Source organism: Streptomyces aquilus (genome assembly GCF_003955715.1).
Classification (GTDB): Bacteria; Actinomycetota; Actinomycetes; order Streptomycetales; family Streptomycetaceae; genus Streptomyces; species Streptomyces aquilus.
Genome location: NZ_CP034463.1, coordinates 8458322 through 8474069 on the forward strand (window position 1 = coordinate 8458322; position 15748 = coordinate 8474069).

Annotated in this window: 11 protein-coding genes; 2 read left to right on the forward strand and 9 right to left on the reverse strand. The window is 70.3% G+C overall.

From position 1 onward, the window contains the following. Nucleotides 1–4: 4 nt before the first annotated feature. Nucleotides 5–1369, reverse strand: a complete 1365-nt coding sequence (locus tag EJC51_RS38735) for a hypothetical protein (RefSeq protein WP_126275334.1) — start codon at nucleotides 1367–1369, stop codon at nucleotides 5–7. Further along, complete coding sequence (locus EJC51_RS38740; RefSeq protein WP_126275335.1) at nucleotides 1366–4236, reverse strand: peroxidase family protein; 2871 nt, start codon at nucleotides 4234–4236, stop codon at nucleotides 1366–1368. The genes EJC51_RS38735 and EJC51_RS38740 overlap by 4 nt, the downstream gene beginning before the upstream one ends. Before the next feature lie 286 nt (nucleotides 4237–4522). Between EJC51_RS38740 and EJC51_RS38745 the strand changes: the two genes are divergently transcribed. Beyond that, on the forward strand, nucleotides 4523–5797 hold the full coding sequence (locus tag EJC51_RS38745) for a lipase family protein (RefSeq protein WP_166682944.1): 1275 nt from the start codon (nucleotides 4523–4525) through the stop codon (nucleotides 5795–5797). A gap of 23 nt (nucleotides 5798–5820) precedes the next feature. Here EJC51_RS38745 and EJC51_RS38750 read toward each other — a convergent pair whose 3' ends face one another. Genes EJC51_RS38750 through tkt form a run of 7 tightly spaced genes read right to left on the reverse strand, consistent with a single transcriptional unit; the run spans nucleotide 5821 to nucleotide 14672 of the window. Further along, nucleotides 5821–6408 carry a histidine phosphatase family protein gene (locus EJC51_RS38750; RefSeq protein WP_126275337.1) on the reverse strand — a complete coding sequence of 196 codons (588 nt, stop codon included), beginning with the start codon at nucleotides 6406–6408 and terminating at the stop codon, nucleotides 5821–5823. Nucleotides 6409–6415: 7 nt separating this feature from the next. Then, the gene (gene gnd, locus EJC51_RS38755) at nucleotides 6416–7291 is read right to left on the reverse strand and encodes a phosphogluconate dehydrogenase (NAD(+)-dependent, decarboxylating) (RefSeq protein WP_126275338.1); all 876 of its coding nucleotides are present in this window, start codon (nucleotides 7289–7291) and stop codon (nucleotides 6416–6418) included. 1 nt (nucleotide 7292) lies between these two features. Beyond that, nucleotides 7293–8939, reverse strand: coding sequence for a glucose-6-phosphate isomerase (pgi, locus tag EJC51_RS38760; RefSeq protein WP_126275339.1), 1647 nt, complete (start codon nucleotides 8937–8939; stop codon nucleotides 7293–7295). Next, nucleotides 8932–9870 carry a glucose-6-phosphate dehydrogenase assembly protein OpcA gene (gene opcA / locus EJC51_RS38765; protein ID WP_097270868.1) on the reverse strand — a complete coding sequence of 313 codons (939 nt, stop codon included), beginning with the start codon at nucleotides 9868–9870 and terminating at the stop codon, nucleotides 8932–8934. Before opcA ends, pgi begins: the two co-directional genes overlap by 8 nt. After that, on the reverse strand, nucleotides 9867–11417 hold the full coding sequence (zwf, locus tag EJC51_RS38770; RefSeq protein ID WP_126275340.1) for a glucose-6-phosphate dehydrogenase: 1551 nt from the start codon (nucleotides 11415–11417) through the stop codon (nucleotides 9867–9869). Before zwf ends, opcA begins: the two co-directional genes overlap by 4 nt. Continuing rightward, nucleotides 11414–12559 carry a transaldolase gene (gene tal, locus EJC51_RS38775; protein WP_126275341.1) on the reverse strand — a complete coding sequence of 382 codons (1146 nt, stop codon included), beginning with the start codon at nucleotides 12557–12559 and terminating at the stop codon, nucleotides 11414–11416. Before tal ends, zwf begins: the two co-directional genes overlap by 4 nt. A 19-nt stretch (nucleotides 12560–12578) precedes the next feature. Beyond that, nucleotides 12579–14672 carry a transketolase gene (tkt, locus tag EJC51_RS38780; protein WP_126275342.1) on the reverse strand — a complete coding sequence of 698 codons (2094 nt, stop codon included), beginning with the start codon at nucleotides 14670–14672 and terminating at the stop codon, nucleotides 12579–12581. A gap of 160 nt (nucleotides 14673–14832) precedes the next feature. Here tkt and EJC51_RS38785 point away from each other — a divergent pair, with 160 nt between their 5' ends. Then, nucleotides 14833–15726: a helix-turn-helix domain-containing protein gene (locus tag EJC51_RS38785; protein WP_126275343.1), complete on the forward strand. Its 894-nt coding sequence runs from the start codon at nucleotides 14833–14835 to the stop codon at nucleotides 15724–15726. The last annotated feature ends 22 nt before the right edge of the window (nucleotides 15727–15748 follow it).

Genomic DNA, 15748 nt, shown 5'->3' on the forward strand with positions numbered 1-15748 from the left:
GACTCTAGTGCCACACCTCCGCATGGCGCCGGTGTGTCGCGGTGAGCCCGTGCACGAAGAACCGCTCGTAGTACTCCCGCTCCACGTGATGTGCCTGGAGCCAGACCCCCGGCACATGGATGGCGTCGGTGTGGGCCGGGAAGCGGCGGTGGGTGCGCAGGACGTACGCGCAGATGTCGCGGGCGCAGTCGACGACCCGTTCCTCGTACTCGCTGGCCTCGGCCAGGTACCGCTGCTCGTAGTCCTCCTTGTAGATGCGGGTGAAGACGTCCTTGTCGGTGTAGATCCCGCCGGTGCCGAACTTCGACGCGATGACCGAATCCACCGCGTCCGACATGGACTTGTGCGCCGGGGGACAGGCCGCCGCGATGAGGGGCTCGCCCTCCGGTGACGTCAGCCCCACCGGGTGGGAGCGCAGGGCCGCGTACTTGGGCAGCGGGACGTGCCAGCGCCAGACGTCGGCGAGCCGCCAGCGCGGCGTGACGAAGGTGAAGCCGAGCATCCTGCCGTAGGCGCGGGAGAACTTCGGGTCGCCCAGGGCTATCTGGGGGTTGATCGACGCGTGGATCCAGGCGCCCAGGCCCATCGCCTCCGCCGTCAGCATGAGGTTCTGGAGGAGCAGATCGGCCTCGATCTGGGTGCGCATGGGGCCCAGCGCGCCCAGCGGAAGCTTCAGGTCGGCGTTGAGGAAGCCGTTGCGGACCCACTTCTTCACGCCTGCCGGGCGGTAGAAGTTGCGGTCGTCGACCAACGTCGGGCGGGCGCCGTCCGGTTGGGTCAGCAGGTACATCAGGGCGTTGATGTACTGGTGGGAGAGGTCCACGACCGGGAACAGGACCGTCGTCCCCGGCAGGTTGGACAGGAAGCGGTTGGAGTCCAGGTACGCCGGGAAGTCCCGCTTCGGGACGTCCAGTCGGTGGTCGAGCACCCGCACCTTCGCCTCACGGGCCCGCGCCAGCAGAGCGGCCTCCGTGAAAGGCTCCTGCGGCGCCGGCGGGAGCTTGCGCAGGTAGTAGGTGCCCGTGTCGTTGACGAGGAAGAAGTGCGTGCCCTGCGCGTTGTCGGGGCTGCCCGCGGTGCGTCCGGCCATGGTCAGGTTGGGCTTGGCCATGATGGGCGAGCCGTCGCGGGGGTCCTCGAAGGGGCGGTCCGGCATGGTCAGCCCGGTACAGCCGGTCACCGCGATGAGCAGCGCCTCCTCCAGCTCGGACAGCGGCTCGGGGGAGTGCGGCGAGCGGTAGCTCATCGAGCCGGCCGGCACGGAGGCGCCCCGGCTGACCCGATGCGTACGGCGCTGCCAGAGCGTCTCCAGCAAGGGGCGGGCGAGAACGTCGTCCAGGCCCGCGTCCCTGCCGTCGGCCGCGTTCACTCACCCCCTCCGTCACTCGTGGGCCGTACCGCCCGCCACGGCGCGAACGCGCTCGCGTCGCGGGGCAGCAGGGCCGCCAGCTCCGGGCAGTGCCGCAGGATCACCGAGTTCATGCCGCTCCTCTCCACCCAGTCGATGCCCAGCGGCGTGTACACCTCGGGCCGGTAGTCGACGGTGAGGAAGCGGTCGGACTGAAGACGCCGGGTCGCCATCAGGATGAAGATGCGGAACGCGGTGTCGCTGAAGCCGAACCCGGTCGGCGGGTTCTCCCCGAACAGGCCGACCACGGTGTCGATCTCGTCGACCGAGCCGTAGACCTCCTTGAGGCGCGCCAACGTCTCGGCGTTCTCGGTGAGTTCCTCGAAGGAGCGGATGCGCTTCTTGTGCAGCCCCTCGCGGAAGTCGTTGTAGCGCGGCACCCCGCGCCGCCGGGTGCGGACCAGGTCCACCACCGAGAGGTCGATGATCTCGCCGTCCCGCTCGAACTGCTGGAGCGCGCGCGGGAAGTTGTGCAGCGTGATGGCGCCCGGGTGGGCGATGCCGAACGAGTACAGGGAGTTCGCCAGCCCGGTCTTGCGGATCTGCGACTCGGCCGCCGCCCCCTGGATGTCGAGGAAGCCGACCGTCTCCAGGCGCTGCCCGAAGTGATGCTCGCGCAGCTCGAAGTCGTCCGGGACCAGCGGGTGCATCCGGTAGACGGTGACGAAGTCCTCGGTCAGCGAGTACGGCGCCGTGTGGTGGTCCGGCAGCGTCTTCGGGATACCGGTCAGCGAGTGCGCCTCGAACAGCCACAGACCCAGCTGGTTGAGCCACTTCCTGGGCGGGCCCTGCCAGTTGGTCTTCAGCCCGATGTCGATCGCCTCGGTGGCGAGGATCGCCGGGGTCCACTCCACCGTGTGGATCTTCGCGATCAGCGCCGACACGACCAGCCTGGCCGTGTGGTGGATCCGCTCCTCGCTCATCCTCGGGTACTCCGCGCGCAGCGCCGCGCACACCGCGTTGTGCTCCCGCGCGAACAGGGTGTGCATGACGCTCAGGCCCATCCACCAGCTCTCGTTGAAGCCGGTCAACGGGATCGAGCCGTTGGTGCCCGCAGGCAAGTGCCCGTCCTCCAGGCGGAGCTCGGCCCGGCCCTCCGGCTCGCGCAGGAAGCGCGCCGTCTGCTCGTCGGCGCCGTACACCTCGGAGCCGTCCCACCAGTGCGAGGCGGCGTTGCCGAACAGGATCGGCGGCCGGCCGTCCGACTGCTCGATGCCCTCGTTCTCGGCGAACCGCATCACCGACTCGGCGGGCCCGCCCGGGGTGTTGTGCCAGGGCCCGCTCCCGGGCGGCAGCGGCACCTCGACACTGCGCTCACCGGCCTTGTACCGGCGGTGGTTGACCCAGTCGTGCACCTGGAACTGGATCCAGGCCGCGGCCAGCACATTGAGCGAGGTCGCGGGCACGAAGCTCTCGCGGTACAGGAGTTGGCGGCTGACCGTGACGGGGTTCGGGGTGTCGAAGAGGTCCGGGCGGTAGACCGGCTTCAGGTTGCGTCCGAAGGCCGAACCCACGGCACCCATCGCCGGGGCCGACAGATCGTTCTGCGTCCCGTCGTACGACCGCTCGGTGCGCAGCCGCTCCGGGATCGGCGCCGGCACCCGCTGGGCGGCCGGAGGTGCCTCACGCGGCTCGGTGTCGATGAGGTTGCGGCGCCGCAGCACCTTGCGCAGGAACACCAGGTTCAGCAGGCTCAGCTGGAGCGGCAGCCGGTGCCAGGGGACGTACCGGTTGAGGAGCGCGAATCCCGCCTCCATCGGCCGGCCGAGGACGCGGTTGCGTACCGGTTCCTCGGTGACGAAGCGCAGGCCCAGCCGATGCGCGCTGCTTGCCTGGTACGCCGCCTTGCGCGCCCGGTTGATGTTGCCGAGCGGGCGGAACTCGTCCGTCGTGTACCAGGGGTTGAAGGCGAGATCCTCGATCCGGCGGGCGGCGGCGCGGGCCTCGGCGGAGGTGAGGTCCTGGCTCGGGATGGTGAGCCGCGCGACTGGCAGCGCGGGTGCCACCGCGTCCTTCCACTCCACGGAGGCGTCCTCGACCGGGGTGCGCCGCTCGTCCACGAACCGTTGCACGCACAGGTCGTAACTCACGTCCGCCCGCGCGAGCCGCTCGGTGAACTCCCGGTACAGCAGGTCCGGTTCACGGCGATCCGACGTGGGCGCGGGCGGACTGCCCGGGGCCGGCCGCAACAGACAGCGCACCGGTCCCGCCTCGCCCCACAGCATCGCGCCGCGGCTCCAGAACGTCTCCCCGGCGAGGGAGTCCACGGTGTGCCGGGTCGCCGCCCGCACATTGCGCCGCATCCGGTTCGCGGTGCCGAGCCCCACCGCCAGCGGCAGCTTCACGAACAGCCCGAACGCCTTCTGCAAGGGGCTGCGCGCGCCCGCCATCGCCTTGGCGAAGGCGACGAACTCCCGTGCGTCGCGGGCGTGCGAGACCGGATAGCTCGTCGCCAGCAGATCGTGGCTCTCCTCGTCCGACACCTGCACCCGCACCGCCGCGCCCCGCAGATCGGGCGAACCGTCGCCCTGCCGGATGCCACTCGCGTTCGACAGCCGCACGATCGCCGGGTACTCGGCGCCCGGCTGCGCGAACCCGACGCGCAGTGCCGCCGGAAGGTCGTCGTGGAACCGCAGCCGCGCGTTCTCCACGGCCACCGGCGCCTTGGCGTGGAAGGCCCGGGAGATCCCGCCGCCCCCGGCCCGCCGGTTCCTGACCTGCACCTTCATCAGCTCGCGGGCCAACTGCTCGAAGACGAGCCGTTCCGCCTCGGGACTGCCGCCTTCGTACCGCTCGTAGAGCTGTTCGTGCCGTGCAGTCTCGGTCATCGGTCGCTTCCTTCGTACGGATGCGTACGGGACAGGGGCCAGCACGCTACCGACGGCCGCGGGGCACCCGCAGCGCGGGTTCGCGCCGATGTGCGCCGTCTTGCGCCCCCATGCGAACAATTGCACGAAAGTGGCAATCGGGCATGTCAGCAGGGGGCGCGGCGACCCCGGAGCCGGACCCGTGCCACTCCCGTTCCCCCTCCGCCCCATCCGGACGCACCCGGAGTGGCCGGGGAGCGACGCCCCGCCGGTTGACGGCGAGCGGCCGCGGTGGTGTGGTCCGTCCATGCGGGACAGCCATGTGAAGGGGCCCGGCTTCGCCGCCCTGCGCCCCTGCAAGCCCGAGACCGATCCGAGCAGCTTCCCGGTCTATCCCGACCTGGTGGAACGGCTCGTCGAGGCCAAGCAGCACCCGGACCCCGACGGCGTACTGCCGCACGTCATGGCGACCTGCTCGGCCTACGCCTACGCCGGCTTCCAGCAGGGCGGCGACCCGGACACCGTCGCCATGATCATGGCGAGGCTGGGCCTCGACGAGAACGACACCCGGGTCTTCGAACAGCGCGTCGACGCCCTCTACATCGCCTCCGCCGCCTACCTGGTCCAGGACAAGGACCGGCGCGTCGCGATCCTGTGCTACCGCGGCACCCAGCCCGAGGACATCATCAGCATCCTCACCGACGCCGACGTACGCCCCGAGATGCTTTCCGTGGAGCTGGAGGGCCGCCGGCACGAGGTGCACGCCGGCTTCTACCGCAACGTCCGCGCCACCCGCCACCTCGTCATCGCGGCCCTGGAACGCGCCCTGCGCGGCGAGTCCGTGAACCCGGCCGAACACGGCACGAAGGGCGACGGCCTGGAGGCCCTCTACCTCACCGGGCACAGCCTCGGCGCCGCGATGGCCGCGATCATGGCGATCACCCTGGTGCACGAGCCTCGCTACCGGCACCTCGCCGAGAAGCTCAAGGGCGTCTACACCTTCGGCCAGCCCATGGTCGGCGGCCCCGACCTCGCCCGCGCCTGTGAGGACACACCCGGCCCGGACGGCACCCACGTCCTGCGCGACCGGCTGCTCCGCTACATCTTCGACCGGGACGTCGTCCCCGCTCTGCCGCCCCGCCCGGTCGGCCCGTACGCCCCCTTCGGCCGCGAGTTCCACTACCGCAGGCCCCGCGACCTCATGGACACGGCCCTCACGCTCGCGGCGGACTCGGCGATCGAGGCGCTCACGCTGCCGGGCGACGTCGTACGGGCGGCCGTGGACCGCGACTGGAGCGGCCTTGGCCTCCGTGTCACAGAGGGGACGCGTCGTTCGCTACGGCCCCTGCTGCGGAGCCACGCGCCGGGCTGGACGGAGGTGGCGGAACCGGGCCTCCACTACCCCCAGATGGACAGCCTCGCCGGCCTCGCGGTCGTCGCGCCGCTCGCCTTCTTCGCCACCCGGCTGGCGCTGACCCGCACGATCCCGTTCAAGTACTCCTTCGACGACCACGGCCCGGGCCACTACGTCAACTCCCTCGCCCCACCAGGGGTGTTGAGCGAGTTCGGTGACGTGCTGTAGCCCGGGCCGTCAGTCGGACCGGATCAGACGCGGGTGTTCCACTCGGCGATCACGGGACGGCCGTGTTCCGTCGACAGCCGGCTGACCGTGCCGGTCGCCAGCTGGAACAGGCGGCCGTCGGCCGGTTCGAGACCGAGTCTGCGGGCCGTGAGCACCCGCAGGAAGTGGGCGTGCGCCACGAGGATCACGTCCCCCTGCGGAAGGGCCGTGTCCACGCGGGCCAGCACCCGGTCGGCGCGGGCGCCGACCTCGGCCGGTGACTCGCCCGGGTGCCCTTCGGGGCCGGGCGGCACGCCGTCCGTCCACAGGTACCAGTCGGGGCGGGTGCGGTGGATGTCGACGGTGGTGACACCCTCGTAGCCGCCGTAGTCCCATTCGTGCAGGTCGTCGTAGGGCAACGCCCCGGTGACGCCCGCGAGTTCGGCGGTGCGTATCGCGCGGCCCAGTGGGCTGGTCAGCGCGAGCGAGAAGGTCCGTCCGGACAGGAGCGGAGCGAGCGCCTTGGCCTGTTCCTCACCGTGGGTGGTGAGGGGCAGGTCGGTCCAGCTGGTGTGCTGTCCCGACACGCTCCACTCCGTCTCGCCGTGGCGGACCAGCAGGAGATCCCCCACGGTGCGCCTACTTCGACTCGACCGCGTGGCCGCCGAACTGGTTGCGCAGCGCCGCGATCATCTTCATCTGCGGGGAGTCGTCCTGGCGGGACGCGAACCGCGCGAACAGGGAGGCCGTGATCGCGGGCAGCGGCACGGCGTTGTCGATGGCCGCCTCGACGGTCCAGCGGCCCTCGCCGGAGTCCTCCGCGTAACCGCGCAGCTTGTCGAGGTGCTCGTCGTCGTCCAGGGCGTTGACCGCGAGGTCGAGCAGCCAGGAGCGGATGACCGTGCCCTCCTGCCAGGACCGGAAGACCTCGCGCACGTCGGTGACGGAGTCGACCTTCTCCAGGAGCTCCCAGCCCTCGGCGTAGGCCTGCATCATCGCGTACTCGATGCCGTTGTGGACCATCTTCGCGAAGTGCCCGGCGCCCACCTTGCCGGCGTGCACGAACCCGAAGTCGCCCTCGGGCTTCAGGGCGTCGAAGACCGGCTGCACCTTCGCCACGTGCTCGGCGTCGCCGCCGACCATGAGCGCGTAGCCGTTCTGGAGACCCCAGACACCGCCGGAGACGCCCGCGTCGACGAAGCCGATGCCCTTGGTCGCCAGCTCCTCGGCGTGCTTCTCGTCGTCCGTCCAGCGGGAGTTGCCGCCGTCGACGACCGTGTCACCGGGGGAGAGGAGGTCGCCCAGCTCGTCCACGACGGACTGGGTCGGGGCGCCGGCCGGGACCATCACCCACACCACGCGCGGGCCTTCGAGCTTGTCGACGAGCTCGGCGAGGCTTGCCACGTCCGAGACCTCGGGGTTGCGGTCGTAGCCGATGACGGTGTGCCCCGCGCGGCGGATCCGCTCGCGCATGTTGCCACCCATCTTGCCGAGGCCGATGAGTCCGAGCTGCATGTCAGTGCACTTCCTTCAGTTCACGGTAAGCGGCCACGAGGGCGGCGGTGGAGGGATCGAGACCGGGGACGTCCGCGCCCTCGGTCAGCGCGGGTTCGACCCGCTTGGCGAGCACCTTGCCCAGCTCGACACCCCACTGGTCGAAGGAGTCGATGTTCCAGACGGCGCCCTGCACGAACACCTTGTGCTCGTACAGCGCGATCAACTGGCCGAGCACGGACGGCGTCAGCTCACGGGCGAGGATCGTCGTCGTCGGGTGGTTGCCCTTGAACGTCTTGTGGACGACCAGTTCCTCGGGCACCCCCTCGGCGCGCACCTCGTCCGGCGTCTTGCCGAAGGCGAGGGCCTGCGTCTGGGCGAAGAAGTTCGCCATCAACAGGTCGTGCTGCGCCTTGAGTTCGTCACTCAGCTCACCCACGGGCCGGGCGAAGCCGATGAAGTCCGCCGGGATGACCTTCGTCCCCTGGTGGATCAACTGGTAGTACGCGTGCTGCCCGTTGGTGCCGGGCGTGCCCCACACCACGGGACCCGTCTGCCAGTCCACGGGCCGGCCGTCCCGCTGCACCGACTTGCCGTTGGACTCCATGTCCAGCTGCTGGAGGTAGGCGGTGAACTTGGACAGGTAGTGGCTGTACGGCAGCACCGCGTGCGACTGGGCGCCCAGGAAATTGCCGTACCAGATGCCCAGCAGGCCCAGCAGCAGCGGGGCGTTGGCCTCGGCGGGGGCGGTGCGGAAGTGCTCGTCGACGATGCGGAAGCCGTCGAGCATCTCCCGGAAGCGGTCCGGGCCGATGGCGATCATCAGGGAGAGACCGATCGCCGAGTCGTAGGAGTAGCGGCCGCCGACCCAGTCCCAGAACTCGAACATGTTGTCCGGGTCGATACCGAACTCGGTGACCTTCCCGGCGTTCGTCGACAGGGCCACGAAGTGCTTGGCCACGGCCTTGTCGTCGCCGCCGAGCCCCTCCAGGAGCCAGGACCGGGCCGAGGTGGCGTTGGTGATCGTCTCGATGGTGGTGAAGGTCTTGGACGCGACGATGAACAGCGTCTCCGCCGGGTCCAGGTCACGGGTGGCCTCGTGCAGGTCGGCGCCGTCCACGTTCGACACGAAACGGAACGTCAGGTCCCGTGCCGTGTACGGCCGCAGCACCTCGTACGCCATCGCCGGACCGAGGTCGGAGCCGCCGATGCCGATGTTGACGACGTTCCTGATCCGCTTGCCGGTGTGGCCGGTCCACTCGCCCGAGCGCACCCGGTCGGCGAAGTCGCTCATCTTGTCGAGGACGGCGTGCACCTGCGGGACGACGTTGTCGCCGTCGACCTCGACCACCGCGTCCCGCGCTGCGCGCAGCGCGGTGTGCAGGACCGCCCGGTCCTCGGTGAGGTTGATCTTCTCGCCGCGGAACATGGCGTCCCGCAGCCCGAACACGTCGGTGGCGGCGGCCAGTTCCTGGAGCAGCGCCAGCGTCTCGTCGGTGATCAGGTGCTTGGAGTAGTCGATGCGCAGATCGCCCACGCGCACCACGTACCGCTCGGCGCGCCCGGGGTCGTCCGCGAACAACTCCCGCAGCGGCGTGAGCCCTTCGGCGCGGTGGTCCTCGAGAGCCGTCCACTCGGGGCGACGGGTCAACAGGGGTGAGTCAGACATGGGCGGGGGTCTCCTTGGCGCGGCCCTCGCCCCGCAGGGCGACGGCGTACATCTCGTCCGCGTCGAGGCGCCTGAGCTCCTCGGCGATGAGTTCGGAGGTGGTGCGGACCTTCAGCGCGAGCGTCCGCGAGGGCTGGCCCGGCAGGGACAGCGTGGCCAGCGGGCCCTCGGGGCGGTCGATGACGACCTCGCCGTCCGCGGTGCGCAGCCGCACGGCCGTGACGACCGGACCGGCGGTGACGACCCGGTCGATCTTCACCTTGAGCCGCGCCTCCAGCCAGCGCGCGAGCAGCTCGGCGGCCGGGTTGTCGGCCTCGGCCTCCACCGCCCCCGAGATGATCTTCGCGCGGGCCTGGTCCAGGGCCGCCGCCAGCATGGAGCGCCACGGGGTCAGCCGGGTCCAGGCGAGGTCGGTGTCACCCGGCGCGTAGGAGCGCACCCGGGTGTCCAGCACCTCCAGGGGGTTCTCCACCGCGTACAGGTCGGTGATCCGGCGCTGGGCCAGCGCGCCCAGCGGGTCCTTCGACGGGTTCTCCGGCGCGTCCACCGGCCACCACACGACGACCGGCGCGTCCGGCAGCAGCAGCGGCAGGACGACCGAGTCGGCGTGGTCGGACACCTCGCCGTAGGTGCGCAGCACCACCGTCTCGCCGGTGCCGGCGTCGGCGCCCACCCGGACCTCGGCGTCCAGCCTGGACTGCTGGCGGTCGCGCGGGGTGCGGGCGTGCCGCTTGATGACGACCAGGGTGCGCGAGGGGTGCTCGTGCGAGGCCTCCTCGGCCGCCTTGATCGCGTCGTAGGCGTTCTCCTCGTCCGTGACGATCACCATCGTCAGGACCATGCCCACAGCAGGGGTGCCGATGGCGCGGCGGCCCTGCACCAGCGCCTTGTTGATCTTGCTTGCCGTGGTGTCGGTCAGGTCGATCTTCATGGCCTGCGCCAGCTCCGTCCGTCTCGTGCGAGCATCTCGTCGGCTTCCTTCGGTCCCCAGCTGCCCGACGCGTACTGCGCGGGCTTGCCGTGCCGTGCCCAGTACTCCTCGATCGGGTCGAGGATCTTCCAGGACTCTTCCACTTCCTGGTGGCGGGGGAACAGGTTGGCGTCGCCGAGGAGGACGTCCAGGATGAGCCGCTCGTACGCCTCGGGCGAGGACTCCGTGAACGACTCGCCGTAGGCGAAGTCCATCGACACGTCCCGGATCTCCATGGAGGTGCCCGGAACCTTCGAGCCGAACCGCACGGTCATGCCCTCGTCCGGCTGGACGCGGATGACGATCGCGTTCTGCCCGAGCTCCTCGGTGGCCGTGGAGTCGAAGGGGGAGTGCGGGGCGCGCTTGAAGACGACCGCGATCTCGGTGACGCGGCGGCCGAGCCGCTTGCCGGTGCGCAGGTAGAACGGGATGCCCGCCCAGCGCCGGTTGTCGATCTCCAGCTTGATGGCCGCGTAGGTGTCGGTCTTCGACTTGGGGTCGATGCCGTCCTCCTCCAGATAGCCGGCGACCTTCGCGCCGCCCTGCCATCCGGTCGCGTACTGGCCGCGCACGGTGTGCTTGCCGAGCTCCTTCGGCAGCCGCACCGACTTCAGCACCTTCAGCTTCTCGGTGAGCAGCGCGTCCGCGTCGAAGGCGATCGGCTCCTCCATGGCGGTGAGCGCCATCAGCTGGAGGAGGTGGTTCTGGATGACGTCACGGGCCGCGCCGATGCCGTCGTAGTACCCGGCCCGGCCGCCGATGCCGATGTCCTCCGCCATGGTGATCTGAACGTGGTCGACGTACGACCGGTTCCAGATCGGCTCGTACATCTGGTTGGCGAAGCGGAGCGCCAGGATGTTCTGGACGGTCTCCTTACCGAGGTAGTGGTCGATCCGGAACACCTGGTCCGGGTCGAACACGTCGTGCACGAGCGCGTTCAGCTCCCGCGCGCTGGCGAGGTCGTGGCCGAACGGCTTCTCGATGACCGCCCGCCGCCAGGAACCCTCGGGAGCGTCCGCGAGCCCGTGCTTCTTCAGCTGCTGGACGACCTTCGGGAAGAACTTCGGCGGTACGGAGAGATAGAAGGCGTAGTTGCCGCTGGTGCCGCGCGAGGAGTCCAACTCCTCCACGGCCTCGGCCAGTTGCTTGAACGCCTGGTCGTCGTCGAAGTCACCCGGGATGAACCGCATGCCCTCGGCGAGCTGCTGCCAGACCTCCTCGCGGAACTCCGTCCGCGCGTGCTCGCGCACCGAGTCGTGCACGACCTGCGCGAAGTCCTGGTCCTCCCAGTCCCGCCGGGCGAACCCGACGAGCGAGAAGCCCGGCGGCAGCATGCCGCGGTTGGCCAGGTCGTACACGGCCGGCATCAGCTTCTTGCGGGACAGGTCACCGGTGACCCCGAAGATGACGAGCCCGGACGGACCGGCGATGCGGGGCAGGCGCCGGTCGCGCGCGTCGCGCAGCGGGTTCTCCCAGGCGACGGCCTCGGTTGCGGTGGTGTCGGTCATTCCGCGTCGACCCCCTTGCTGTCCAGCGACTTCGAGACGGTGGCCAGCAGGTCGTTCCAGGCCACCTCGAACTTGGCGACGCCCTCGTCCTCCAGCTGCTGCACGACCTCGTCGTAGGAGATCCCCAGAGCCTCGACGCCGGCCAGGTCGGCGCGCGCCCGGTCGTAGCCGCCCGTGACCGTGTCGCCGGTGATCTCGCCGTGGTCGGCGGTGGCGTTGAGGGTCGCCTCCGGCATGGTGTTGACGGTGCCGGGCGCGACCAGCTCGTCCACGTACAGGGTGTCCTTGTACGCCGGGTCCTTCACACCGGTCGAGGCCCACAGCGGGCGCTGCTTGTTGGCCTGGGCCTTGTCCAGCTCCTGCCAGCGGGCCGAGGCGAAGACCTCCTCGTACGCCTCGTACGCGAGCCGCGCGTTGGCGAGGGCGGCCTTGCCCTTGAGGGCGAGGGCCTCGTCCGTGCCGAGGACGGTCAGCCGCTTGTCGATCTCGGAGTCGACGCGGGAGACGAAGAAGGAGGCCACGGAGTGGATCGTGGCGAGGTCGAGGCCCTTGGCGGCGGCCTTCTCCAGACCGGCGAGGTAGGCGTCCATGACCTCGCGGTAACGCTCCAGCGAGAAGATCAGCGTGACGTTGACGCTGATCCCGAGGCCGATGACCTCGGTGATCGCCGGGAGGCCGGCCTTCGTCGCCGGGATCTTGATCATGACGTTGGGGCGGTTCACCAGCCAGGCCAGCTGCTTGGCCTCGGCGATGGTGGCGGCCGTCTCGTGGGCCAGGCGCGGGTCGACCTCGATGGAGACCCGGCCGTCCCGGCCGTCGGTCGCGTCGTACACACCGCGCAGGATGTCGGCGGCGGCACGCACGTCGGCGGTCGTCATCATGCGTACGGCCTCGTCGACCGTCACGCCGCGCACGGCGAGGTCGGTGAGCTGCTCCTCGTACCCCTCACCGGAGCCGATGGCGGCCTGGAAGATGGAGGGGTTGGTGGTGACGCCGACGACGTTCTTGTTCTCGACGAGTGCGGCGAGGTTCCCGGACTCGATCCGCTTGCGCGACAGGTCGTCCAGCCAGATGGAGACGCCCTCGTCGGACAGGCGCTTGAGTGCTCCCGCGGTCGCGGTTGCTTCGGTCACAGTGATCATCTTCTTTCTGGCGGTCGGATCAACCACGCGCGGCGGCAAGGGATTCCCTCGCGGCGGCGGCGACGTTCTCGGCGGTGAAGCCGTACTCGGCGAAAAGGGTCTGGGCGTCGGCGGAGGCGCCGAAGTGTTCGAGAGAGACGATGCGTCCTGCGTCACCTGTGAACCGGTACCACGTCAGACCGATCCCGGCCTCGATTGCGACACGGGCTCGCACGGACGGCGGAAGGACGCTGTCGCGGTACTCGCGCGGCTGCTCCTCGAACCACTCCACGGACGGCATCGACACCACCCGGGCGCCGATCCCCTCGGCCTCCAGCCGCTCCCGCGCGGCGACGGCGAGCTGCACCTCGGAGCCGGTGGCGATGAGGACGACGTCCAGGGTCTCCTTCTCGGTGTCCTGAAGCACGTAACCGCCCTTCGCCGCGTCCGGGTTGGGCGCGTAGGTCGGGACGCCCTGCCGGGTGAGCGCGAGGCCGTGCGGGGCGGGCTTGGTGCTGTGCCGCTTGAGGATCTCGGCCCAGGCGATGGCGGTCTCGTTGGCGTCGGCGGGCCGTACGACGTTCAGGCCCGGGATGGCGCGCAGCGAGGCGAGGTGCTCGACCGGCTGGTGGGTGGGACCGTCCTCGCCGAGCCCGATGGAGTCGTGGGTCCAGACGTAGGTGACGGGCAGCTGCATGAGCGCGGCCATGCGGACGGCGTTGCGCATGTAGTCGGAGAACACCAGGAAGGTGCCGCCGTAGATGCGGGTGTTGCCGTGCAGGGCGATGCCGTTCATCTCGGCCGCCATCGAGAACTCGCGGATGCCGAAGTGGACCGTACGGCCGTAGGGGTCCGCCTCGGGGAGCGGGTTGCCCGTCGGAAGGAACGAGGAGGTCTTGTCGATGGTGGTGTTGTTCGAGCCGGCGAGGTCGGCGGAACCGCCCCACAGCTCGGGCAGGACCGCGCCGAGCGACTGGAGGACCTTGCCGGAGGCGGCGCGGGTCGCGACGGACTTGCCCTCCTCGAAGACGGGCAGCGCGTCCTCCCAGCCCTCGGGGAGCTGACCGGCGACGACCCGGTCGAAGAGCGCGGCCCGCTCGGGCTGGTCGGCTCGCCATTCGGCGATCCGCTTGTCCCAGGCGGCGTGCGCCTCGGCGCCGCGGTCGAGGGCCTGACGGGTGTGGGCCAGGACCTCGTCGGCGACCTCGAAGGACTGCTCCGGGTCGAAGCCCAGGACCCGCTTGGTGGCGGCGATCTCGTCCGCGCCGAGCGCGGAGCCGTGCGAGGCCTCGGTGTTCTGCGCGTTGGGAGCGGGCCAGGCGATGATCGTGCGCATCGCGATGATCGAGGGCCGCTCGGTCTCGTCCCGCGCGGTCTTCAGCGCCGCGTACAGGGCCGGTACGTCGATGTCACCGTCGCCGGTGGGCTCGATGCGCTGGGTGTGCCAGCCGTAGGCCTCGTACCGCTTCAGCACGTCCTCGGAGAAGGCGGTCGCGGTGTCGCCCTCGATGGAGATGTGGTTGTCGTCGTAGAGGAAGACCAGGTTGCCGAGCTTCTGGTGCCCGGCGAGGGAGGAGGCCTCGGCGGAGACGCCCTCCTCCAGGTCGCCGTCGGAGACGATGGCCCAGACGGTGTGGTCGAAGGGCGAGGTGCCCTGCGGCGCCTCGGGGTCGAAGAGGCCGCGCTCGTAGCGGGCGGCCATGGCCATGCCGACGGCGTTGGCGACGCCCTGACCGAGGGGACCGGTGGTGGTCTCGACGCCGGCGGTGTGCCCGTACTCGGGGTGACCGGGGGTCTTGGACCCCTGCGTCCGGAACGCCTTCAGGTCGTCCAGCTCCAGCTCGTACCCGGCGAGGAAGAGCTGGGTGTAGAGGGTGAGGGAGGTGTGCCCCGGGGACAGCACGAAGCGGTCGCGGCCGGTCCACTCGGGGTCCGCCGGGTCGTGCCGCATCAGCTTCTGAAAGATCGTGTAGGCGGCCGGGGCGAGGCTCATGGCGGTGCCCGGGTGCCCGTTCCCGACCTTCTGCACGGCGTCGGCCGCCAGCAGACGGGCGGTGTCGACGGCACGCCGGTCGAGATCGGTCCACTCGAAGCCGTCCGCGCTGTCCGCGCCGCCCGGTGTCTGCGTGCTCATCTGTGACCAGTCCTCTTCAAGAGTTCATGGATTCGTGCATCGTTCCTGGTGGGACGCGTTCGACTCTAAAAGTCTGACTTTTACGAAGGAAGGTCGGGGTGTGTCAGCCTGTGGTGAAAGTGGGACACGGGCAGCGGCTTCGAGGCGACGCGAGAAGGACATGGCGGACAGAACATCCCAAGGCGGCGACGGTGACGGGATCAGAACCTTCCCCTTCCCGGTCGAGCTGAGCGAAGGCGGCGTCGGCATGCAGGTCGGCCCGATGGGCCCGCACCGCACCTGGCACGCCGACGCCCCGCTCCAGCGCGTCCACCGGATCGACTTCCATGTCGTGATGCTCTTCGACAAGGGCCCCGTCCGCCACATGATCGACTTCGCCGAGTACGAGGCGTACGCGGGCGACGTGCTCTGGATCCGTCCGGGCCAGGTCCACCGCTTCTCGAAGTTCAGCGGGTACCGCGGAACGGTCCTGACCATGCAACCGGGCTTCCTGCCCCGGGCGACGGTGGAGGCGACGGGCCTGTACCGCTACGACCTGCCGCCGCTGCTGCACCCCGACGCGGCGCAGCTGGCGGGCCTGGGGGCGGCCCTCGCCCAGCTGCGACGCGAGTACAAGGACACGACGACGCTCCCCCTCAGCCTGCACACGGCCGTCCTCCGCCACTCCCTGACGGCGTTCCTGCTCCGCCTCGCGCATCTCGCCGCGAGCTCGCAGGAGGCGGCGCGGGCCCAGGCGGACACGACCTTCACCCTGTTCCGCGACGCGGTGGAGCGGGACTTCGCCACGAACCACAGCGTCAGCGCCTACGCCGACGCCCTCGGCTACTCGCGCCGGACACTGGTCCGCGCGGTCCGCGCGGCGACGGGCGAGACCCCGAAGGGCTTCATCGACAAGCGGGTCGTCCTGGAGGCCAAACGCCTCCTCGCCCACACGGACCTGCCCATCGGACGGGTCGGCGCGGCGGTGGGCTTCGCGGACGCGGCGAACTTCTCGAAGTTCTTCCAACTGCACGCGGGACAGACCCCGGTGGGGTTCCGGGCGGAACTGCGCTGAGGGGCCCCGCACGTGCGGAGCC

Bases quoted from the DNA above. Each gene is read 5' to 3' on its own strand.
- zwf (WP_126275340.1), bottom strand. From the start codon at position 11,417: ATGACCGACACCACCGCAACCGAGGCCGTCGCCTGGGAGAACCCGCTG.
- EJC51_RS38745 (WP_166682944.1), top strand. From the start codon at position 4,523: ATGCGGGACAGCCATGTGAAGGGGCCCGGCTTCGCCGCCCTGCGCCCC.
- EJC51_RS38785 (WP_126275343.1), top strand. From the start codon at position 14,833: ATGGCGGACAGAACATCCCAAGGCGGCGACGGTGACGGGATCAGAACC.
- opcA (WP_097270868.1), bottom strand. From the start codon at position 9,870: ATGAAGATCGACCTGACCGACACCACGGCAAGCAAGATCAACAAGGCG.
- tal (WP_126275341.1), bottom strand. From the start codon at position 12,559: ATGATCACTGTGACCGAAGCAACCGCGACCGCGGGAGCACTCAAGCGC.
- tkt (WP_126275342.1), bottom strand. From the start codon at position 14,672: ATGAGCACGCAGACACCGGGCGGCGCGGACAGCGCGGACGGCTTCGAG.
- pgi (WP_126275339.1), bottom strand. From the start codon at position 8,939: ATGTCTGACTCACCCCTGTTGACCCGTCGCCCCGAGTGGACGGCTCTC.
- gnd (WP_126275338.1), bottom strand. From the start codon at position 7,291: ATGCAGCTCGGACTCATCGGCCTCGGCAAGATGGGTGGCAACATGCGC.
- EJC51_RS38740 (WP_126275335.1), bottom strand. From the start codon at position 4,236: ATGACCGAGACTGCACGGCACGAACAGCTCTACGAGCGGTACGAAGGC.